This is a genomic window from Eubacterium sp. F2, from assembly GCF_046244355.1.
Lineage (GTDB): Bacteria > Bacillota > Clostridia > Peptostreptococcales > Anaerovoracaceae > Aminicella.
On the sequence record NZ_CP176393.1, the window covers coordinates 1,848,611 to 1,868,109 of the forward strand.

Below are 19,499 nucleotides of genomic sequence, written 5' to 3' on the forward strand. Positions count from 1 at the left end.
GAAAGGAAAAGAATATGATCAATTTTTCTGATATGGTGTTGTGTGACATCAGCAGTAAAAAAGTGGATGTTCACATCCGGGTTTCCGGCGATGATGAAGGTCTGCATTTCAGTGGCTATGAGATTGGCCCTGTTGTGGACGATTCCTGGGGAGATGACGATTATGAATATTGGTATAATCTGGATGCCGAGAATGCAGAGAAACTGCTGGAACTGATTGAAGGAACGGATGATCCGAAGGCGGCGCTTGTGCGTGAATTCAGCGGTACGGATGGACTGAGGAAAATGACAGATCTCTGTAATCAGAACAATATCGAGTACAGTTTCCATTCGTATGTCTGATTGCCTGAGAGAATTTTTTAGAATATGGAGTACTTTCGTTTATCCATTCTCGCGATGAACATGGATAGTTTGCAAAGGCGATAAAGGCGATCTTTATCTTTGGTCGTATAATGGCTCAATTAATAAAGCTCATTAAGCGCACAGAATCCTACAGGTATCGTTCGTAGAATTTTAGGAGCGCTTAATGAGCAGGTGATAAATAATTTATTTTGTAAGTATTATTATAACCATTATATGGTTTTATAGCGAGATATTATTCGGCTTTCTCCGGAGCCATCTGTTTCATGGACTCTTCCATTTGCTCAGATAACTGATCCATAGTCTGTTTTTTTAATTCATCCGATATGCCAGGGATCGTATCGAGATATTGTCCAATATAAACTTTGTAAACTCTCATACCCTGATGATTGTAAACTTCATAAAGCTTTTTGAACCATTTATCGTATACTTCGTACTCATCGCCCTTTGAGGCCATGTGAGCCGCGAGTTTTTCTCCTCCTTCAACCTGTACATCTGCGATTGTCTGAACTTGATCATTCGCTATAGTTGCCAGGTCGTTAATGTCGCTTTTTCCAGCTGCCTTTTTTTGATATTCTTTTACGGCATTGGTTCCAGCCTTTTTGATTTTTGAACTGTACTCACTATAGATAGTTTGGTACGAAACTTTAGGTTTTTTTGTACTTGAAGAACTGCCACTATCAGAACTGTCCGATCCACACGCTGTGAACGCAAAAGCGATCACTGTGATTAGAGCGAATACTGCAATCCTTTTGATTACTTTCATTTTTCCTTACCTCATTCGCATTGCTATTCAGCAGAAATCAACGTAGCTTCGTGATAAATTTGTTTTGAGAATTTTCACATTATCGAATAGTTTATAAATTAATGGTTACATTATCTATCCGCTATGCTTTCTTGGATTTTATAATCGAAATAATAGCCAGTACTGCACATATCAGGCACCAACCCGCCCATATGCGTAAATCTGAATAATCACCAGCCATTGAGAATCCGAGTAAGGCTGCCAATCCAAAGAGAATTATTAAAGCAATGTTTCCGCCTTTTCCAGTCTTGTTTCTAATTGCAATCGAAACAATTCCTGCTGCTAGCATAAGTATAGCGACAAATAATCCCGCCGAGCCGCTGGATTGGTTGTTACCATCAAGTGCATTATACATTCCTGCAGCACCTGACTGGAAAACAACGAAAACCGATAAAACTATAGATAAAATACCCGATACTAATTTCCAAATTTTCATTTCTGTTTTCCTCCTTTAAAATAATCGCTTTACATATCTTGTTCTTTGAACAATTCGCTTTACTTGATTATACAACTGAATGTATTATCGTTCAATCTATTATTTCCCTTGATGGTGTCAAGAAGAGGTAGTGAGATTATTTTATGACACCAACTGGGAAATCATTCTAATTGTGGCAGGGCCAATAGTTTGAAACAATTATCGCGGTTTGAGGAAATCTCAGAAAGAAACAGCGGGTTCCCAAGGCGTCATTCCTTTTTGGGTCTTTTCTTTTTTTGTAAACATAGATGAAGCTAAAGTCGACGAACTTGAAGAAGTGTCTGAGAATGGTTACATTGCAGACATTTATACTGAGGCGGAGTTAGGTTATAGCGATGGGTTGTATCACGGAGGAGGACTAAATTTCTTGCCGCCCTCGGGCGGTATTTTTATGTGAAAAAAGCCCACCAGCGTCCCGATGAGGGGATGCCAGTGGGCGCACTTTATTTCAGCAGCTGATTGACTTTTTCCTGCACGGCGGCGTAGTCGTATCCGGCGGCGGTGAGTTTCTGTTTTCGCTCGGTTCCGTTACCCCATTTTCCGGCGATGACTTCCTTGGCAATTTCCGTAGTAGATTTCTTGCTGCTGCTAGAAGTTTTGGAAGAGGAACTGCCTGAAGAAGAGCTTCCCGTCAGTTTCTTGTGAAGAACGGCCCAAGCTTTAGCAGAAATATATCCGTTTGGACAGATCTTTCCATTGACGTCAAAGTGCCGGATCACGTGAGAGGCCGGGACATTGTATTTTTTCATCAGGTGCTTTACCAGAGGAGCGGCGGTTTCAATGGCAGTCGGCGTCGGTACCACCATTCCGTTTTTCTTGTAGCAGCAAAGCTCGATTCCAATGGAGTTGTAATTCGTGCAGACATGAAAGTAGGTGGCTCCGCGGTTTCCCTGATTCATGGCTCTTCCTGTGTCAAGCAGGCCACCTCCGCAGTGCCAGGCGGTCTTGCTTTCTGGGATGCACTGCCAGATTTCGCTGTCCACAAAGTAGTGAGCGGAGGCTCTCCGGTTTCCGCCACAGAAGTAGATGCAGTTGTTCTTCGCCGAGCTGACGGCGCCGACGTAATGAATGACGATAAATTTCACGGTCTGCCCGTAGCGGCTTTCCTGGTTGTATTTACTGATCATTTTGTTAATCTTCATTCTTTACACCATCTCTTTCTGCTTCGTCATGAAGCTGTTCTAACACTGCCTTGAGTTTGCTTGGAATCGGAAGACCAAGCCGGCCTGCGTTTTCCAAGAGGCTGATTCCTTCATTACTGATATAAAAGAAAATGACTGCAGTCCGAACGACTCCGGCCTTTCCAAGAACGTGAAGGTCTACGATGTTGGCGACGCCAACCAGAAGAAAGATCAGAGCTTTCCTTGCGATTCCTTTAAAGCCCACGTTGCTGGAAAGTTTCTTATCTGCGATCGCGCTCATGACTCCTGTGATGTAGTCACAAACAACAAAGACGATGAGTGCATAAAGTGGCCCATCGCATCCTCCAAGGTAGTAGCCGATCCATCCACCTAGGACGGCAAAGATCATTTTTATCACTGCCCAGAATTCTTTCATGGCTGTTCTCCTTTCTCATGCGGTGCGTTTCCACATGTAAACGGTGAGATAGGGTGGCATGTTTTTCCCGGATCCGTCAACGCCGGTTTCGATATTAACAGCAGTTGTCTCCAGGTTTTCTGCGGTTTCACTTGAAGTGTAGGTTGCGCCTTTCCAGTCGGTCGCTGAATTGTTGATAACTGGAGCCTTGTAATTTCCGCTGGCAGAAGCGACGGATCGTTCGCTGACACCTGTTTGCACGTCGCTATAGTTATAGTAGAGATACCGCGAACCATCCAGACTTGGCCCATGCTTATGGGGACTCTGCTCGTGGGTGTGGCTCTGCTGCAGGTGGTTATGTTTGACCACGACAGCGTCTTCCGATCCTCCGGTGCTTCCCGCGGCGTACGCGTCGCCAGCTCCAAGAAGGAAGGTGTCTTTGATCCTTTCCCAGGTCCCTCCAAACAGATCAGAAGGAGATGCAGGGTTTACCGATAGGTAAATCGATCCCACCGGGTAAATGAGATCAAGAAGCTCCTTCCCTTTATAATTGAGCCCGCCGTTGAACTTAGCATCGTACTGACATTCAAAGCCGGATCCTTCTGAGATCTTCCCAATCGCAAGGCCTTTTCCTTCCGCGTGAAAATCCATAATGACTTCGGCGGTCTGAACAATAGTAGTCGCGCTGCCAGATCCAAAGTCATCCGTGACGGTCAGAGAAAGCTGATAGCGGCTGGTTGGAAGAAATTGTACATAGCCATCCGCGTCTTTAAGATCAAGCTGGCCAGACGCCTGGTAGCCCGTCATGGTCAGATTAATTGTGCCAGTGGACTTGTCGGTGAGATTCATCCAGGTCAGAACGGCAGATTTTGAATTCTTGCTGTTTAATGAACTTACGGAGATCCCGTAGCTTACGCGTAGGCAGCTCCCAGACTCGTCAGCCGTAAGGTTACCGTCGCTATCTTCGCTCATGCGGGCAGCCTTTAGCGTTGTGACAGATGGAGAAGCGTAGGGAAGGACTGTGATTTCTTTTTCTGCAGTAACAGAACTTCTGGATCTACCGTCCATGACAAAGGCGGAAAGCAAGGTAGAACCTTCTTTGATTTCTGCATCCGCTGTAATTACTGGCAGGGAAGAAGACAGGTAGCTTCCTTCCGTAAAGCCAGCAAAATAGGTCTTAATGGGAGAGCTGTAGCTTTCCGTTCCCGTGATTTTTATCTTTGGAATGGATTTTCCAGAGACAAAGCCTCCATAATGCTGGAGGAGGGTTTCTGTTTGATACGCATCATAAAAAACCGTATCGGTGACCTCGGTGATCTCTGCTGTTGGGATGACGGATGATGGCACGATCAGAGTCAATCCCTCCTGATCTGTAGCAAGCACACTGCCTTCGTAGCAGGTTTCCAGAAAGACCGTGCAGGAAGAAGACGTGGAGATTGTGATCTGATTCAGAAGATCAAGTGGCGGGGTAAAGCTGGTCGTTCCCACGGCAGAAGAATCCGCAATTCCGTCTGTCCCCGTCACGCTGTTTACCTGGTAATAAAGGTGATGCGTGTAGCCGGAGTAGTTCCCCTGAGTCGTTATTTCTACTGAATTTGCCCCGTCAACGATGCAGGAAGATGCGGAGAGAAAAAGAACGCTTGTTTCTGGCCGCTTTAATGTCAAACTGCAGCTGTTGCTTCCAAGAGAAGTAGAACCGTTATATGTAGTGCAGGTGATCGTGCAGGTCCCAGATAGCCCTTCCGTGCACCAGGAAAGAGGCGGCGTCCAGCTGACCGAGGCTGCATTCGTTTTGGTCGCAATCGTATCTGTTTTTCCATTCCAGGAAGCGGTCAGCGTATGGGTAAAGGAAGAGGATTTCCGGTTCGTGTTAATGGTGAGAGCTGTCCCAAGCGTTCCTGAAGAGGGGCAGGTCGGAGCGGATTTTCTTGCGATCGTGGTGAGCGTTTTCGTTAAAGAGTCCTTCACGGTTCCTGAGCTCGTGCTGGTCGCGTAAGACGCGGAAACCGTCAGCTTTTTCGACCCGTCTGAGTTATGCTCGATATCCAGCGTTTTGCTGTAGATGGTATTGCTTCCGCTCGTTGTGTTATTTGGATTCAGACTGACATACTTGGTGTATTTGTCTCCATCAATAGTGACGGTGAGCTTTGGCGGGTTATGATCAAAGGTTCCGGAGGTCCATTTTGCGGTGACTTTGACGGTGACGTTCGAACTGTTTGAAGAGACCGATGTGCTGTTTTCGATAATTCCAATTGAAATTGTAGCTGGCATAGCTTATCCTTCCTGATCTTCCAGAAGTTTAAAAGACAGATTTCCATTTGGCTGAGGGACAAAGGCAAAGTCGTCTTTATTGTCACCCGCGCTTCCAAAACGGATAGACTCAATGATCCTTGCTTTTGTGATTTTCATGGTGTCGGTATTAAAAAAGGCGGAGACAGCTCCGCCTGCGTAAAGGTTCATGCCTTGCTTGCTGATGGTCACTTTGTAGGGCGATCCTTCTTCTCCGATCTCTATCACGAGCTCTCCGTCTACTTCTGCAGATCGGATGTACTTTAGCGGCTCGTTGATGAGGTTCAGAGCCTCCTGAGAGAAGTTTGAAATGAGAAGGGCGCCTGCTGCGATCTTTTCTGAGGTAATGGTTCCTTTTCCGATCTTGCTTCCATCGATGTTTCCGGATCCATCGTCAAGAGACCATTCTTTTAAGATTTCCTTTGCCTCATCAACGGAGGACTTCATCGCGGAAAGCTTCTCCTGACCATCAAGGGCTTCTTTCGCCTGGTCTGCTGCATCCTGAACTTTTGTGTCCAGTTCATCCAGCCTACCCGGAATCCGCTCGGTTCTTGCGACCTTTTCGGTGTGCGTCGTCCCGTCAGAATCGGTATAAGTGATTTCATCATAGATCACTTCTCCTGCTTCATCGGTAACGGTTTTGGTCTCTCCGATTAATCCTGTGATGGTTTCTGTGATTCCGCCATCTCCATAGACGTCTTCCTGGAGGCCAGAAACAGACGTATCAAGTCCGTCTGCTGTCTGCTGGGCCTGATCAGCGGCTTTCCTTGCGGCGTCTGCTTTTGCGTTGATCTCAGATAGAGACTCTCTCCATGGAGTCGCCAGGGCGCCTGCCTCGATTTTAAGATTTGCGATGTCAAGGATTGCTCCATCCGGCATCGCAGATAGGTCAAAAGAAAGATTCTGGGAAGATGCGGCTACTCCAAGCGAAAGAGCGGTGGAGGAGTAGTGGACCCAGACGTTAGCGTTATCGGTTTCAGTGTCTGCAGCCGTATTGTCGATGTCTGAGAAGACGATTTGGACATTGCTTCCGCCTTGATCCTGCATACAGACAGGAATCGTAAATAGCTCTGACATCCTGATATCGGCTGAGATGGTGTAGCTGTTTCCTTCCGGCTGACTGTCTAGTACATTTCTAAGGTCCGCTGCAGAAAAGAAAATGCTGTTTTCTCCAGATGCTGTGCAGGTTACGGTCAGGTAATTCACAGTATCTAAATCGGTATAGATGCCTTCCTCATTTTCTGAAAGCGTAAGATTTCCGGAAGCGGACCAACCGGTTACTCCCTGATTCGTAGAAACGAGAAGATTGACGTTTCCAATCTCCGTGTCGGCGTTTTCCTGGGTTAGGGTAATGTCCATAGAGTTTACTTCCGCGTCCGCGGAAAGGTCATCTGCCATATCTTCCAGTTCTTCCAGACGTTCTTCAATGTCATCGAAAGAGCCTGGAACATCGTCGGACCTTTCTATTTCTTGCCAGATGTATTTTGCCGGGTCCGTTGACTCGTCACTAGACTGGTCGGTGTAGCGCCCAATAAAAAGGGCATTGCTTGATTCTTCTAGGCTTAAGTTCGTCCCAGCTTCATCATCAGCCCAGGCGGCATGAAGGAAGTACTCTTGCTCATTAAATTTTGTCTTTACTACCATAGCGGCCTCCTAAAGCATGGCAATCCAGTAAAACGAGGTGTCGGTGTCGCTGGAGCGGTAGAGGCAGAGATCAAAACCCTTGGTTGTGACGCTCTTGACGCTGGAAGACAGCTTGTTTGGAGCCGCGGTGATCGGGGTGATGGTGACGGACGGGACAGACGTGAAAGCCTTCGGAAAGTTCACGTGCTTGGTCACCACCTTGTTTTTCTTCGCGCTGACCTGAGCTGATCCTCTCTGGATATTCCGCACCTTAACGTTCTGACTGGAATCAATCGTAAAGGGTGAAAGCGCGGCGCTTACTGTGTCGCTGACGTTTTCATTGACTTCCGTGATGACGCTCTGAAGCTCGCTGTTCAGGTTCGCCGCGTTAAGCTGCGTTCCTTCTGTTGTGATGGTGCCTTCTGCTCTTGTAAAATCAAAGGTGCCGAGCACCTCTCCGGTTTCGGAGTTGGTCAGGGTATAGCGCCCCGGGTGCTCAACGACGCGGTCGATAAATGCCATCATATAGCCTCCTTAATATCCACTTGCATAGTTTTCTGCTGCGTAAATCAGGTCTCCGCTGTAGGAAGATGCCTTCGTCTGGTTGAGAAGAACCTCGATCCGGTCATTAAACTGCTGGATTAAGCCTTCGACCTGATTAAAGGTCTCTGCGGTCATGTCGCTTCCTGGAAGAGGGGACGAGAGACCCGTTACAGCATTCAGCTGGTTTAAAGTGCTTAAAATCTGATTCCACTGAGATACGGTCACGAAGTCATTTAAGCTGAAGTCCTCTTTCAAGTTTCCCGTTGGAAGAAGAACGTTTAGATTTCCGCAGATGCGGTTCATGTCAGAAGGCGTGACCCGGTCTGATGCGGTCCAGTCGGTTTTGGGTTCTTTCCATGTCATATTCCACCTCGTTAACAGATTCCTTTCCGGTAGGTAACTTCTGCTTTCGTTCCTCCGCCTTCGTGGGTTAAGGTGATCGTTTCAATCGTGCAGAGCTCCTCACTTCCATCAAGCCGGTGAAAAGAGAACACGTCTCTTGGCTGCATGCGTGGGTCACCTTTAAAGGTAAAGGAGCCGGTGATGTTTGACCGGTTAAAAAGATAAGCATAGTTCGGGTAGAGCAGGGTAGTTCCGCCGTAAATCTTCCCGTGAGAAATAGGATCAACGGTGATCGTTGTTCCGGGCCTTTTTCCAGAAGGAAGAATGGAGGAGTTTTCCATGGTTATGGTGACTGCTTTTCCTTTGACAACGCACTGGTTCAGCTTTTTCGTCACCGTCTTATAGATCGGCGTTCCTTTCTTCTTTCCCGTTTTGTATTTCTTCCCGCTCTTTACTTTCACTTTTTTAGAAAACGTGGACTTCTGCGCGGTCCAGACGATTTTGCTGGCGGTGGCTAGGACGGACTTTGCGTTGGAAACGGATAAATACCACCAGTAGCCTTCAGGGGATAGGGAGTAGCCTTTCCCAGCTTCTACGGATTTTGTCTCAAGGGTCTCGAGTTTAGAAGAACGATCGGCTTTGCTGTGAAGGCCATAGTCTGCATCTGTTGTGATCTTTGCAATATTTCTCTCGACGCTTCTTACCACATCGCCACAGTCTTTTTCGTAGATGTCCCATTTCTTCACTGGCTTGCTCCATGTCGCGGTCGGAATCCCTGCATCCACAAAGGCAGGCCAAAACGTCCCGTTATGCGATAAATTCATGATGTCTGCAACAATCTCTCTAGATGACTGCTCGTCAAAGATAAGCGTGTAAGGAGAGGAATTGCTGTTGGTATCCGGGGCAGGCTCCCGGGATACGAGTTTCACCCCGGAGTCCGTGATGAACTTGACGAAGCGGTTGTAGAGGGTTTTTCTGCCGTTTCCGCCGGTGGAGTTTACAACCTGAGAGATGTTGTTCTTGTCCTCGAGTTTTGCGCTCATGTCTTCACCTTTAATGGTGATGATGTTATTTTCCATCGAGGCCTTTTCAGACAAATAGAAAGATCGGACTTTGGAGTAGTCTCCTTCGTATCCCGCGTAATACCAGACAGGGACGTCGTCACCGACATTACTGATGGCCTCTGAAATATCATCTGGCCAGTAGGCCTGAATCTCAATTTCAGACACCTGCCAGGATGGACTGGTAATCGATAAGTCAGACCGTAGAGCAAGGGTGCAGGAAATCAGATTCTTGTTGCTAAACTCCAGCGTAATTCCTGGCGTGATCGAAGCGATTTCAATCCGGCTGCTTGGATAGTCACTTTTCGCTGTCAGCGTGATCGTCTTTCCGTTGACCGGGATGACGACGATTCTTCTTGCTTCGTAGTCTGTTCCGTTTGCGCTGATCGTTCCGGGTGAATCGGAAGTCACGGCGAGGGTGAGGGCAGCGATGTCCGTTTTCGAAGTCACGGTGATCGTGATGGCTTCTCCAACAATAGACCTTAGGCCCAGCTTTCCATCATCCAGGTTTCCCGGGATGGTGGAGTCAAACAGGGAGCAGCTTCCATCCAATGGAAAGCCGGATCCAGAAAGATCGGTGAGCTCTCTCATGTCCCAGTGCTCATTATCCAGGGCTTCTGATACGTTCGTATCTGTCACAGCGCCTGAGATTCCTGCAAAGGTAAGATCGACCTTTTCGTTTCTTCCGGAAAAGCCGCAGTGGACTTCAAATGGCGTTCTTATCGATTTCTTGTTCTCGGAATCAATTGTGAGCATTTAAGAATCTCACCTCAACTTTCACATCCGACCAGACCGGATTTCCATCTGTTGATGTCGCTCTTGAGGCGGTGCTGATGGCAGAGGTTCTCACGATGCTTTCCGTGTGGGAGATGCCGTCTGCATCCGTAAAGGTAATGCTGCTTTCTCCACTCATGGAAAGAAGAACTTCAAGCTGGGACTGAGGAAGCAGGTCCCACTCAAGAGTCATATCGGAATACCGCCATCCTATCCGATCTGCAATGGTCGCTCCGGTGCAGGTGGTGATCTCGGCGGCGTAGATGTCTTCTCTTTGCGGGGAGAAGTCATTTGGCCTTAGGATTTCCTCTCCGTTTATCTGAATGGTCGAGTAGATCATCAGCCGAGCCTCCTTTTATAGGTGTCGTATGCATGCACGATTTCTTCACCCATCTTCGGGCCGTTCTTAAAGAGGTAAACGTCCAGGTGAATATCTCCACCAAGAACAGAACTTTGAGAGATCCGGTTTGCGGTGATAACGGAATTTGCGATGTCGTCTCCAACGCCGGAAACCGCCTGGCGGATCATACTCATAAGTGATTCAGTACCTACGACCGTTTCAGATCCCGCTTCGCCTCCTGCAAGAAGGCTGTCTCCTGCTGCACCAAAGATGGTGGGGGAGTTTAAGATCATACCGTTTTTCATGGCCTTGGCGTACCAGTCCACAGAAAACTTTGGTAGTGATCCTTTTCCTCCAATTCCAAATGGGGCTTTACCACCTGATACGTGGATATGAGGAAGCCTCAGGTTGCTGAAGATGTTCCCGATGCGAAGAGGAAAGAAGCCCTTGATCGCATTGATGATTCCTCGAATCCTATCACGGGCCGCATTAATAGGAGTCAGCATAGCAGACTTGATCCCATTCCAAACGCGAGACGTAATCGAGCGGATTGCAGTCCATGCTGAAGTCACACTTGAACGGATGGCTCTTACCGGTGACAGCACGGCGCTTTTGATTGCGCCCCACATCGTAATCGCAAGTTTTCGTATTGCTCCCCAGACTTTTGCCGAAGCCGCCCGAATGCTATTCCAGATAGCGATTACTCCGTTTCTAAACTTCGCGTTCGTCTTCCAGAGATAAATGAAGGTTGCTGCCAGGGCCGCTACAGCCGCAATGACAAGTGTGATCGGGTTTGCCAGCATAACTGCATTCATCGCTGCCATGCCAGTCCGGACAAGCTTTATGGCAGAGACAATCTTAGGAGCAAGCGTCATGACCGTTCCGACGCCAACCGCGATCTTTCCGATCACAATAAGAAGAGGCCCGATTGCTGCAGCGATCCCGATAAGAGTAAGGACAAGTCTCTGTGTCGCCGGATTCATATTCATGATGGCATTCATAATCGAGATCAGCTTTTGAAAGAAGCTGGTCAGGACTGGCGCTAATGTCTGGCCGATCGTAACAGTCAATACGTCAAAGGTGGATTTCAGCTGTTCAATGGTGCCTCCGGTTCCTGACATCAGGGCCTTTGACATCTTTCCAGCAGAACCTCCCGCGTCGTCTAGTGCGTTTCGCAGGGAGCTGACATCTTTTGGTGAAGTCTGAATCAGGGTCAGCCACTTGGACATCTGCTCTTTTCCAAAGATGTTTGACGCAGCTTCCAGTTTTTCCTGGTCGGAAAGACCGGAAAAGGCTTTGTTCAGGTTCTTTAACACATCCGGCATGGATTTGAGCGTTCCGTTGTCGTTAAAGATGGAGTAGGTCTGCCCCGTGGATAATTTCAGCTGGTCCATGGCGGCAGCTCCTGACTTGGCAGGAGAGGCGAGCCGGGCGAGACCAGTCTTTAAGGCGTTTGCACCTTCTGATCCTGAGATACCGGCGTTTCCAAACACGTCTGTGATGGTCGCTAAGTCTTTTACATCCCAGCCGACGGTCTTACAGATTGGGCCAGCGACAGAGATTGCCTGAAACAGCTCGGACGTATTGGTGTTTGCTTGCGCCTGAGCTTTTGCCAAAATGTCTGAGTAAGAGGCGGCCTCGGAAGAGTTCGCACCAAACATCTTCATGGCGTTTCCAAGGCCTGACGTCACTTCAGAAAGATCAGTACCAGTGCCTGCGGCAAGGTTCATGGCAGGAGTCAGCATGTCGGTCGCCTGTTTAGCCGTGAAGCCCTGACGGGCAAAATTCAGTGTCGCGTCTGCCGCATCCTGCATGCCAAATACAGACGATTTCGCAGACTCTCCGATCTGGTTCCAGAGCCCTTTAAAGTCAGAGGCGGAGTTTGCGGTGCTTCCCATAGTCTGCTTGACCAGGTTAAACTGCTTGTCGACGTTTCCGTAGGAGTTAACAGCAGCAGTCGCTCCGGCAACGACTGGTGCGGTGAATCCAACTGTCATTTTTTCACCCGCATCAGACATTTTCTCCCCGACAGATTTTACCTTTTCTCCTGCTGCAGCGATCCTCTGTGAGGACACGGACCCGAAGCTCTTGGACTCCTTTTCCAGGCTCTTAAGTTTCGACTCTGTCTCGGCGATCTCACGCTGAAGGGCATCGTACTTGTCTTTCCCGAGGTCCCCGTTTTCCATCTGCTGCTTGGCCTGGACCTGGGCGTTCTTTAATCCTTCGAGCTTCTCTTTCGTCGCATCGATGGATGATTTCAGCAGTTTCTGCTTTTGGGTAAGGAGGGTCGTATTCTTAGGATCCAATTTCAGGAGCTTGTTAACGTCCTTGAGGGAAGACTGAGTGGTGCGGATGGTGCTATTGACAGATTTCAGCGCTTTCTCAAGGCCGGTGGTGTTTCCACCAATTTCAACGGTGATTCCTTTGATTCTGCTTGCCATTTGTCTTCACCTCCTGAATTTCGGCATGAAAAAAGCACCTCCAAAGAGATGCTTTTGTGGAAAGCGATCTTAGATCCATACTTACCAGCTAAGTACATTTTGATCTAATTTCATTGGAACATAATACTTATTACCAACGCGAATTATTACTTTTGATTTGTCGTTTGGAACGATTGTTTCAAATGCAATTCGAGCTGTATCTCCTTCAGCAACTGTTGCATCAGGATCATAAGGTCCATATGTCGGACCAGAATCATCTCCAGCGGAACATGCTACACCATCTTCTGTCATAATGGTTACATCTTTATTAGTCAGCAAATCATAATAGCATACTCCCTCGTCATAAAGTGGATCTTTATACTTATGGCTCGTTAGAGTAGCCTGAATCGCTGCCATATATGAATCGGTCAACTCGTCATCCCAATCGGTTTTTCTTCCTAAGCCAAATATGATATCAAAGGAGCCGTTTTTCGTCTTTACAGACATTTTGTCTCCTGGCTTCTTCCACTTTTTATTTTCTGCGGTGATCCAGGAATCAATTGATTTGTTGCCGATCGAATAACTTTTAGACAGCAGTTTGTTCTTCGCCTTCGATTTATCTTTATCATAATCCGAAAGCTTATACTTCTCTTCGAGATTCATTGATTTAACCGTCCTGAACATAAAGTTATCTGCTGGCTTAACAGTACAATTTGCAACAATGTATTTTGTGATGTCACTTTTCCTGGAATACCGAACCTTTACTTCGATAGTATCCTTGTCTTTATTGGTCTTCGTAATTTTTAAGCTTTTATATTTCCAACCTTCTGATTCCGTACTTGATATCGGCTTTTTTAGCAGTTTTTTAACGCTATCTTCTTTTTGATTTACAAGTTTATTGCCGCAACCAGTGAGCATTGAGATACACAATACACACATTAATGCTAGCAAAATCCCTCTCTTTGCAATTTTCATGTAATCCTCCCATTTTCATAAACATTGTAAGATATATTAAATACTATATGTTATTTATACTAACATATGAATGACTATGAATAAAGGAAAAACATGTTGTATACATTATTTCCGTAAATTTTAAAACCGATCAAAATCTTCCTGCGTCGCAAGCCTTCGATACTTCACTCCGTCATTTGCTTTCTCGGTCCAGATGTCAAGGACCAGGCCTATGGAAAGAAGATCAAGATCGCGGATGGAAATTCCGATCTCTATGCAGCGCAGAAGAAAAAGCGGGGTGGTCATTTCCCGCTCACTTCTGCGCGTCCTTTTTTTGCCTGGATGTCCGTGACGAGGTTGCTTCCCCAAAGCTCTAGGATCTCCGGAAGGACCTGATAGATCGAAAACATCTCAAACTGGTCCAGCCACTCGTCGATGGTCTTTGGAATCGTCGGATCCGCATGGTAAGCCATGATGTAGGCGACATTTTCAAAAATCTCAAGATCATCAATCTCAAGCTCTTCAGAATCGGTGGCTTTTGCCCGGTAAGACTTTTCGAGCTTGGAAAGGTCTTTAAAGATATCCCGTTTAAACTTCAGCCGGTAGATTCTTGGAATCGCAGCTGAGGAGCGGAAGGTGACCGGTTTTCCGCTGATTTCGATTGTTTTTTCAATCATGAATTAACTCCTTTACTGCTCGGAAGAAGATGCATCTGAAGAGGAAGACGCAGCTTTCTCTGTCGGAACGTAGACTGCCTTATACCATCCGTCATAGACCGTGGTATCTGTGGTGTCTCCAGATCTTGCTTTGACCAGGCCGTCTGATCTTGGGTCTGCCGTAATGGAGAGCTTCTCGGTGCCCGGTTCAATCGTGTCTTCTTTTGTTTCTGACTCTAAGGATGGGCGGGATGCCGTGCAGTAGTAAAGGACGTGGCGAATGGAGTTGACGTCTCCATCAAACTCAAAGAGAAGGGCAAACTTCACGGTGTCAGTCAGGCCGCTCTTTTCTACCAGCACGCCCTTACTGTCCAGCTCTTCCTGCAGAATCTCGGTCCGAAACCACTCCGGAATCAAAGCAAGCTCAAGGTCACCGGAATAGCCGTTGTTTGTGATGGAGCGAAAGTAGACGATGCCGTCTGCATAGAAGGCTTTGGTTTCACCTTCAGCGTCCAGGCTGATCGACACGGCTCCGGGGATTGCTTTAGGGGCTGCATAAGTAAAGCTAGACACGCCGTCCGTTACGGTTTCTGTCAGCTTTGCCGCGTAGACATTTTTCAGGTTGTATTTGACTTTATTTCCCATAGCTTAAACCTCCAATTCGTAAAGGACTTCATAGAGCTTTTCCGACTCGATATAGACTTCGGTCTTGTCATAGAAGAGGCCGCGGCTTGTCAGCACGCGCTCAATATTTTCTTCTTGCTCTGGGTTCTTTTTGTCTGTGTAAAGCTCGATATGAAGAACGTGGATTTTCTGATAGGCGATGCCGTCTGCCGCAAAGTTGTCGCTCTCCGGAAGAAGAAAGCAAAGATAGGGTGGGGCAGGGGAGAAGCCTTCTTCAAAATGATCATAGGCAAGAGGAAGTTCCGTTTCTTCCAGCATCTCTACAATCTCGTCGTATTTCATGTCAGCCTCCTTTTAGTTTTTGTTTGATCAGTTTTTCAAGCTCCTCGTTTCCCTTCTGTTCAGCAGGTGCGATGTGAGGCCTTGCAGCGACTCTTCCTCCACCTCGTTTGGCGTGGCCGCGCTCTAAGAGGTGGGCAATCTGGTAGCGGTTTCTGGAGTGGACGACAAGGTTGATGCTGCTTGATGTCTCGCTTACTTTCTTTACGGACCAGGATTTCTTATATTTTCCGGTTCTTACCGGGGCAGAATCCCGAATGTCGGTCCGTACGTCTTTAGCGGTTTTCCTGACCGCGTCCTTCAGATCATCCGACGCAAGTGAAGCGTATTCATTCAGCTCCTGCATGATGGCATCTTCCAGCTGATCGATCGAGACTTTCTTACTCATAGCTTTTCTCCAGACTGCAGTTAAACTTGATGGAGTTTCTTTTATATCCCATGGGGTTTACGTAGGTAATGTTGTAGGTCCTGCCCTCTGCCAGGATGCGGTAGTGGGTGGAGTCTACCTTAGACAGCTCCGAGCACCAGCGGCAGGTGAAGTCCAGTGTTTCTTCAGGCCGGATGACCTCCATATCGGTTTCTGATCCGGTGGACGACCCGATCGTCGCGTAGCAGGCAAAATAGTCCGTCCAAGAAGAGCCTTGGTTCTTGTATTTGTCCGTTACGATGTCCTTCTTCTGAAACAGGATGGGGACTCTGAGTGATGCGATATTCACTAGAAGGCCTCCTTTCTAACGCCAAAGAGTAGGGCGCGAAGGGTCTGATTCAGCTCGTTATGGTCGGCTTCTTCCCGGTGTTCGTAGAGGTAGGCGACGCAGTAAAGAATGGCAATCCTCATTCGGATCAGGATCTTTTCTTCACTTGCTTCCCACTCTTCATCTGAGAATCTTGCGATGTCCTGGACCTGCCTGGTGGCTGCCCCGATCAGGCTTTTGATCAGGTCATCTTCGTCACTAGAGCTTACACGTAGGTAAGTTTTCGCTTCTTCCAGGGTAATTTCCATAGGATGCCTCCAAACAAAATTTGCTGCCCAAGGAAATCCTCAGGCAGCAGAAAAAGTTAACCTGCAGCTTTTACCGAAAGGCCTCTTACTGCTTCTGGAAGGATCAGCTTTCCATCCACACGTTCAGACGCGAGAAAGCCGATCTGTCCGTTTGCTGCGTAGAGCTCTGACAGCCTCTTAAAGGACCGTCCCTGACGGTCTGCAATCCAGTAGTAGGAGAAGTCGCCAAAGAGGATCGGCACTTTACCTGCCGCAAGCTCCGGTGCGTAAATCGAAGTCCTGTAGGGACGGTTTAAGATGGTGTCCGGCTGACCGACAACTACGGAGGGCTGCCAGATATAGTTGTTGTTTCCATCCTTGATCTTGCGCAGGGCCTTTACCGTGGAGTCGTTTAAAATCCAGACCGCGCTGTTTCGGTAGACGCTTCTAAGAGAGTGGAAAACGTCCATCATGGCATCAAAGTTGATGTTTGTGTTGCTGATTTCTGTCAGTGCTTCCTTATTTGATGCGACTTTGGTAAAGACGCCTTCCGGCTTCTTGCTTCCGTCTCCGACAAGGAAAGCCTCTTCCTCAGCTGCTCCGATTCGTCTAGCAAATTCGGTAGAGATGTATCCTTCCAGATCAAACACCGAGTCGTTCATCAGCTCTTCAGACACCTTGATCGCGGTTCCAAGCTTGTAGGCAGAGAGCGTGATCTGATCAAAGCTGTCGTCAGACTCCGGGTAAAGTCCGTTTTCATCCATCCAGGACGCAGTGCCGTGAGAGGCAACGATCGGAATGGTGTGGGTGCCGGACTGGGTCTGAATCACATGGGCAAGAGACCTGAAGAAGTTCTCATCGTTCAGGGCCTGAAGTAACTGCCTCTCATATTCATCCGGCACGAGGTAGCCACCGTTTGCGTCTGTACCAACTTCAAGAACATTGTTCACATCAAACCAGTTGCGTCTTCTGATGGAGTCCCAGAAAGCCGTTTTGTATGCCTTAGAGCCAATCCCTTTCTTTTCCTCCGGCTGGGTTTCAGAACCTGGCTTAGAGGTGAGAGGGGAAGAGGTCGGCTGATTTAACATCTGGTCAATCTGCTCCTGCCTCTGCAGGCGCTCAATGTCGCGGGTTAAATCCGTAACTTCCTTTTCCATTTTCTCGTAGGTTGCGGCGTCTTCCTCAGATATGTTTCCACCATTGTCAGAGTGGGTGTCGAGAAATTCCTTTGCCGCATTCCAGGCCTTGGCTCTTTTCTCCATGAGATCTAAAATCTTAGTCATTGTAGTTTCCTCCTTAATGTGAGAGAAGCGCCAGGCGCTTCTTAAGTGAATCAACAGCTATTGTTGGTGCAGCCGCTTTCTTTGGGGTTAATTTGGAAAGAAGAGAATCCGTAACTGCTTTTCTTGAAAACAGCATCTCAGGCTCTTCCTCACTATTTGGTGACTCACCATCCGCGAAGAGAATTTCATCGGCAAATCCCAGTTTCTTTGCCTCTTTTGCGTTCATCCAGGTTTCTGCGTCCATGAGCTGAGAAATCTTCCGCCTCGAGAGGCTCGTCTTAATCTCATAGGCGTTCACGATGGACTCTTTGACTTCAGACAGCATGTCGATGGCTTTCTTCATCTCGCTTGAATCTCCAATCGCGACGGTCATTGGGTTATGGATCATCAGCATGGCAACTGGGCTCATGCACACTTTCGTCCCCGCCATCGCAATGACGGATGCTGCCGATGCCGCCAAAGCGTCGATCTTAACCGTAACATCATATGGGTAATCCATTAACATGTTGTAAATCGAGGCCGCGGCAAAGACGTCTCCTCCTGGAGAGTTAATCCATAGCGTGATGTTTCCTTCGCCATCATCCAGTTCCTCTTTAAAAAGTTTTGGCGTGACTTCATCTCCAAACCAGGTTTCATCGGAAATTTCTCCGTTTAGGTAGAGGGTTCTTTCGCTTCCAAAGGAATCTGGAGTTTCGTTTCTTACCCAGTTCCAGAACTTTCTTCTCATAAGGCTTTTCTCCTTTCCTGGATCCTCGCATCTGGCTGCGTCGGTTCCTCGGTTTGTTCATCGTCCTTCTCACTCTCTTGCTCCTCTGTATTTTGACTCTGCGCAGATGCCGCGAAAATGCCGGCATCCTTTAGCTTGGTCATGTTGCCGTTGATAAGGTAGAGATCTCCACCTTCTTCCTCTGGGATCCGGTCCAGGTTCTCGAGCTCTCGGATATCGTTTGCGCTCATCCAGCCATTCTGCCGTCCGACCGCGTATCCGTTCATGCGGCTCTGGTAGTCTCCCCGAAGAAGTCCGTCCACGTTGAACTTAAAGAAGTAGTCCTTCTTTTCCTCCGGGCGGAGGAGAGCACGTTTCATGGACTGCTCCCAGCGACAGACCCAGGGGTCAAGCGTGTACTTTACGAACTCAAGAGACTGCTGCTCAATGTTACTGAAGCTGGATTTTTCCAAGTCTCCAATCATATGAGGAGGGATGCGGAAAATACGCGCGATCTCATCAATCTGAAATTTTCTCGTCTCAAGAAACTGAGCCTGTTCAGGAGAAATTGAAATTGGCGTGTATTTCATGCCTTCTTCAAGGACGGCGACCTTGTTAGAATTGGATGATCCTCCGAAGGCGGAGTTCCAGCTCTGCCGTACGCGCTCTGGATCCTTAACAACGCCCGGATGCTCCAAGATGCCTCCTGGCGTCGCTCCGTTTGCAAAGAACTTACTTCCGTATTCTTCAGTTGCAATGGCAAGGCCGATCGCGTTCTTGGCCATGGCTATAGGAGAGTACCCGACCAGGCCGTCAAAGCCTAGCCCCGGGATGTGAAGAACGTCTCGAGGGGAAAGCCGAACGAGTGATCCTTTCATCGTGTGCGCTTCTTCCTGAGAAGTCTGGTACTCATAGTAAAGCTGGCCGGATTGATCCCGGTCGACCGTCATCTTGTTTGGCATCAAAGGATACAAAGCGATGACTTCGCCTTTACCGTTTCGGATGATCTGCGCATAAGCATTACCCCACAAAAGAAGGTGGGTCATCAGGGTTTCCCGAAAGACGAAAGAGGTCATCTCAGGATTCGGTTCATCGTGAAGGATGGTGTAAAGCGGGTGATCGACCGCTTTCTCTTTTGATCCGCTATCTGTATAGCGATAGAGATGTAAAGGGAGCCCCGCCACAGCTTCGGAAAGGATCCTGACGCAGGAGTAAACGGCAGTCATTTGCATGGCGGAACGCTCCGTTACTGCCTTTCCAGAAGTCGTCCCTCCAAAGAAGAAGCGGTACATGCTTCCTGTGGTGGAGTCCTTCGGCTTGTCCCGGCTTTTAAATTTTGAAAAGATGCTCATTCATACCTCCTGAAAAATGGCATAAGAAAAGCACCT

The 19,499-nt window shown here is 47.9% G+C and carries 23 protein-coding genes; 1 reads left to right on the forward strand and 22 read right to left on the reverse strand.

Going from position 1 to position 19,499, the window contains the following annotated elements:
* Positions 1-14 precede the first annotated feature (14 nt).
* Positions 15-341, forward strand: coding sequence for a hypothetical protein (locus ACI77B_RS07820; RefSeq protein ID WP_409336293.1), 327 nt, complete (start codon positions 15-17; stop codon positions 339-341).
* 253 nt (positions 342-594) lie between these two features.
* On the opposite strand, the gene ACI77B_RS07825 is transcribed toward ACI77B_RS07820, so the two are convergent.
* The 22 genes from ACI77B_RS07825 to ACI77B_RS07930 all read right to left on the reverse strand — a co-directional run bounded on the left by ACI77B_RS07825 (position 595) and on the right by ACI77B_RS07930 (position 19,463).
* On the reverse strand, positions 595-1,125 hold the full coding sequence (locus ACI77B_RS07825; RefSeq protein WP_409336294.1) for a hypothetical protein: 531 nt from the start codon (positions 1,123-1,125) through the stop codon (positions 595-597).
* Positions 1,126-1,246: 121 nt separating this feature from the next.
* Positions 1,247-1,600, reverse strand: coding sequence for a hypothetical protein (locus ACI77B_RS07830; protein ID WP_409336295.1), 354 nt, complete (start codon positions 1,598-1,600; stop codon positions 1,247-1,249).
* Between the two features lie 482 nt (positions 1,601-2,082).
* Positions 2,083-2,781 (reverse strand): N-acetylmuramoyl-L-alanine amidase, encoded by a 699-nt coding sequence (locus ACI77B_RS07835; protein WP_409336296.1) that lies wholly within the window; start codon positions 2,779-2,781, stop codon positions 2,083-2,085.
* Positions 2,771-3,196 (reverse strand): phage holin family protein, encoded by a 426-nt coding sequence (locus ACI77B_RS07840; RefSeq protein ID WP_409336297.1) that lies wholly within the window; start codon positions 3,194-3,196, stop codon positions 2,771-2,773. The genes ACI77B_RS07835 and ACI77B_RS07840 overlap by 11 nt, the downstream gene beginning before the upstream one ends.
* Positions 3,197-3,211: 15 nt before the next feature.
* A complete protein-coding gene (locus ACI77B_RS07845) occupies positions 3,212-5,446 on the reverse strand; it encodes a DUF859 family phage minor structural protein (RefSeq protein ID WP_409336298.1) in 2,235 nt (744 codons plus the stop codon).
* 3 nt (positions 5,447-5,449) lie between these two features.
* Positions 5,450-7,108, reverse strand: a complete 1,659-nt coding sequence (locus tag ACI77B_RS07850) for a hypothetical protein (RefSeq protein WP_409336299.1) — start codon at positions 7,106-7,108, stop codon at positions 5,450-5,452.
* A 9-nt stretch (positions 7,109-7,117) separates the two neighbouring features.
* Positions 7,118-7,612, reverse strand: coding sequence for an H-type lectin domain-containing protein (locus ACI77B_RS07855; protein WP_409336300.1), 495 nt, complete (start codon positions 7,610-7,612; stop codon positions 7,118-7,120).
* 9 nt (positions 7,613-7,621) lie between these two features.
* On the reverse strand, positions 7,622-7,993 hold the full coding sequence (locus tag ACI77B_RS07860) for a hypothetical protein (protein ID WP_409336301.1): 372 nt from the start codon (positions 7,991-7,993) through the stop codon (positions 7,622-7,624).
* 11 nt (positions 7,994-8,004) lie between these two features.
* Positions 8,005-9,789 carry a hypothetical protein gene (locus ACI77B_RS07865; RefSeq protein WP_409336302.1) on the reverse strand — a complete coding sequence of 595 codons (1,785 nt, stop codon included), beginning with the start codon at positions 9,787-9,789 and terminating at the stop codon, positions 8,005-8,007.
* A complete protein-coding gene (locus ACI77B_RS07870; protein WP_409336303.1) occupies positions 9,776-10,147 on the reverse strand; it encodes a hypothetical protein in 372 nt (123 codons plus the stop codon). The genes ACI77B_RS07865 and ACI77B_RS07870 overlap by 14 nt, the downstream gene beginning before the upstream one ends.
* Positions 10,147-12,588, reverse strand: a complete 2,442-nt coding sequence (locus tag ACI77B_RS07875; protein WP_409336304.1) for a phage tail tape measure protein — start codon at positions 12,586-12,588, stop codon at positions 10,147-10,149. Before ACI77B_RS07875 ends, ACI77B_RS07870 begins: the two co-directional genes overlap by 1 nt.
* A gap of 81 nt (positions 12,589-12,669) precedes the next feature.
* A complete protein-coding gene (locus ACI77B_RS07880) occupies positions 12,670-13,542 on the reverse strand; it encodes a hypothetical protein (RefSeq protein ID WP_409336305.1) in 873 nt (290 codons plus the stop codon).
* A gap of 120 nt (positions 13,543-13,662) precedes the next feature.
* Complete coding sequence (locus tag ACI77B_RS07885) at positions 13,663-13,827, reverse strand: hypothetical protein (protein WP_409336306.1); 165 nt, start codon at positions 13,825-13,827, stop codon at positions 13,663-13,665.
* Positions 13,824-14,198: a hypothetical protein gene (locus ACI77B_RS07890; RefSeq protein ID WP_409336307.1), complete on the reverse strand. Its 375-nt coding sequence runs from the start codon at positions 14,196-14,198 to the stop codon at positions 13,824-13,826. The genes ACI77B_RS07885 and ACI77B_RS07890 overlap by 4 nt, the downstream gene beginning before the upstream one ends.
* 12 nt (positions 14,199-14,210) lie before the next feature.
* Positions 14,211-14,822, reverse strand: a complete 612-nt coding sequence (locus tag ACI77B_RS07895; RefSeq protein WP_409336308.1) for a major tail protein — start codon at positions 14,820-14,822, stop codon at positions 14,211-14,213.
* 3 nt (positions 14,823-14,825) lie between these two features.
* Positions 14,826-15,143, reverse strand: coding sequence for a hypothetical protein (locus ACI77B_RS07900; RefSeq protein ID WP_409336309.1), 318 nt, complete (start codon positions 15,141-15,143; stop codon positions 14,826-14,828).
* Position 15,144: 1 nt separating this feature from the next.
* On the reverse strand, positions 15,145-15,528 hold the full coding sequence (locus ACI77B_RS07905; protein WP_409336310.1) for an HK97 gp10 family phage protein: 384 nt from the start codon (positions 15,526-15,528) through the stop codon (positions 15,145-15,147).
* The gene (locus ACI77B_RS07910; RefSeq protein ID WP_409336311.1) at positions 15,521-15,856 is read right to left on the reverse strand and encodes a phage head closure protein; all 336 of its coding nucleotides are present in this window, start codon (positions 15,854-15,856) and stop codon (positions 15,521-15,523) included. Before ACI77B_RS07910 ends, ACI77B_RS07905 begins: the two co-directional genes overlap by 8 nt.
* A complete protein-coding gene (locus ACI77B_RS07915) occupies positions 15,856-16,143 on the reverse strand; it encodes a head-tail connector protein (RefSeq protein WP_409336312.1) in 288 nt (95 codons plus the stop codon). The genes ACI77B_RS07910 and ACI77B_RS07915 overlap by 1 nt, the downstream gene beginning before the upstream one ends.
* 56 nt (positions 16,144-16,199) lie before the next feature.
* Complete coding sequence (locus tag ACI77B_RS07920; protein WP_409336313.1) at positions 16,200-17,405, reverse strand: phage major capsid protein; 1,206 nt, start codon at positions 17,403-17,405, stop codon at positions 16,200-16,202.
* 13 nt (positions 17,406-17,418) lie between these two features.
* The gene (locus ACI77B_RS07925; protein WP_409336314.1) at positions 17,419-18,132 is read right to left on the reverse strand and encodes a head maturation protease, ClpP-related; all 714 of its coding nucleotides are present in this window, start codon (positions 18,130-18,132) and stop codon (positions 17,419-17,421) included.
* Positions 18,129-19,463, reverse strand: coding sequence for a phage portal protein (locus ACI77B_RS07930; protein ID WP_409336315.1), 1,335 nt, complete (start codon positions 19,461-19,463; stop codon positions 18,129-18,131). The genes ACI77B_RS07925 and ACI77B_RS07930 overlap by 4 nt, the downstream gene beginning before the upstream one ends.
* Positions 19,464-19,499: the final 36 nt, after the last annotated feature.

Excerpts from the sequence above, each read along its gene's own strand:
- ACI77B_RS07905 (WP_409336310.1), bottom strand. The coding sequence starts at position 15,528 with ATGAGTAAGAAAGTCTCGATCGATCAGCTGGAAGATGCCATCATGCAG.
- ACI77B_RS07840 (WP_409336297.1), bottom strand. The coding sequence starts at position 3,196 with ATGAAAGAATTCTGGGCAGTGATAAAAATGATCTTTGCCGTCCTAGGT.
- ACI77B_RS07880 (WP_409336305.1), bottom strand. The coding sequence starts at position 13,542 with ATGAAAATTGCAAAGAGAGGGATTTTGCTAGCATTAATGTGTGTATTG.
- ACI77B_RS07875 (WP_409336304.1), bottom strand. The coding sequence starts at position 12,588 with ATGGCAAGCAGAATCAAAGGAATCACCGTTGAAATTGGTGGAAACACC.
- ACI77B_RS07890 (WP_409336307.1), bottom strand. The coding sequence starts at position 14,198 with ATGATTGAAAAAACAATCGAAATCAGCGGAAAACCGGTCACCTTCCGC.
- ACI77B_RS07855 (WP_409336300.1), bottom strand. The coding sequence starts at position 7,612 with ATGATGGCATTTATCGACCGCGTCGTTGAGCACCCGGGGCGCTATACC.
- ACI77B_RS07820 (WP_409336293.1), top strand. The coding sequence starts at position 15 with ATGATCAATTTTTCTGATATGGTGTTGTGTGACATCAGCAGTAAAAAA.
- ACI77B_RS07900 (WP_409336309.1), bottom strand. The coding sequence starts at position 15,143 with ATGAAATACGACGAGATTGTAGAGATGCTGGAAGAAACGGAACTTCCT.
- ACI77B_RS07870 (WP_409336303.1), bottom strand. The coding sequence starts at position 10,147 with ATGATCTACTCGACCATTCAGATAAACGGAGAGGAAATCCTAAGGCCA.
- ACI77B_RS07920 (WP_409336313.1), bottom strand. The coding sequence starts at position 17,405 with ATGACTAAGATTTTAGATCTCATGGAGAAAAGAGCCAAGGCCTGGAAT.
- ACI77B_RS07925 (WP_409336314.1), bottom strand. The coding sequence starts at position 18,132 with ATGAGAAGAAAGTTCTGGAACTGGGTAAGAAACGAAACTCCAGATTCC.
- ACI77B_RS07835 (WP_409336296.1), bottom strand. The coding sequence starts at position 2,781 with ATGAAGATTAACAAAATGATCAGTAAATACAACCAGGAAAGCCGCTAC.
- ACI77B_RS07845 (WP_409336298.1), bottom strand. The coding sequence starts at position 5,446 with ATGCCAGCTACAATTTCAATTGGAATTATCGAAAACAGCACATCGGTC.
- ACI77B_RS07865 (WP_409336302.1), bottom strand. The coding sequence starts at position 9,789 with ATGCTCACAATTGATTCCGAGAACAAGAAATCGATAAGAACGCCATTT.
- ACI77B_RS07885 (WP_409336306.1), bottom strand. The coding sequence starts at position 13,827 with ATGACCACCCCGCTTTTTCTTCTGCGCTGCATAGAGATCGGAATTTCC.
- ACI77B_RS07860 (WP_409336301.1), bottom strand. The coding sequence starts at position 7,993 with ATGACATGGAAAGAACCCAAAACCGACTGGACCGCATCAGACCGGGTC.
- ACI77B_RS07830 (WP_409336295.1), bottom strand. The coding sequence starts at position 1,600 with ATGAAAATTTGGAAATTAGTATCGGGTATTTTATCTATAGTTTTATCG.
- ACI77B_RS07825 (WP_409336294.1), bottom strand. The coding sequence starts at position 1,125 with ATGAAAGTAATCAAAAGGATTGCAGTATTCGCTCTAATCACAGTGATC.
- ACI77B_RS07895 (WP_409336308.1), bottom strand. The coding sequence starts at position 14,822 with ATGGGAAATAAAGTCAAATACAACCTGAAAAATGTCTACGCGGCAAAG.
- ACI77B_RS07850 (WP_409336299.1), bottom strand. The coding sequence starts at position 7,108 with ATGGTAGTAAAGACAAAATTTAATGAGCAAGAGTACTTCCTTCATGCC.
- ACI77B_RS07915 (WP_409336312.1), bottom strand. The coding sequence starts at position 16,143 with ATGGAAATTACCCTGGAAGAAGCGAAAACTTACCTACGTGTAAGCTCT.
- ACI77B_RS07930 (WP_409336315.1), bottom strand. The coding sequence starts at position 19,463 with ATGAGCATCTTTTCAAAATTTAAAAGCCGGGACAAGCCGAAGGACTCC.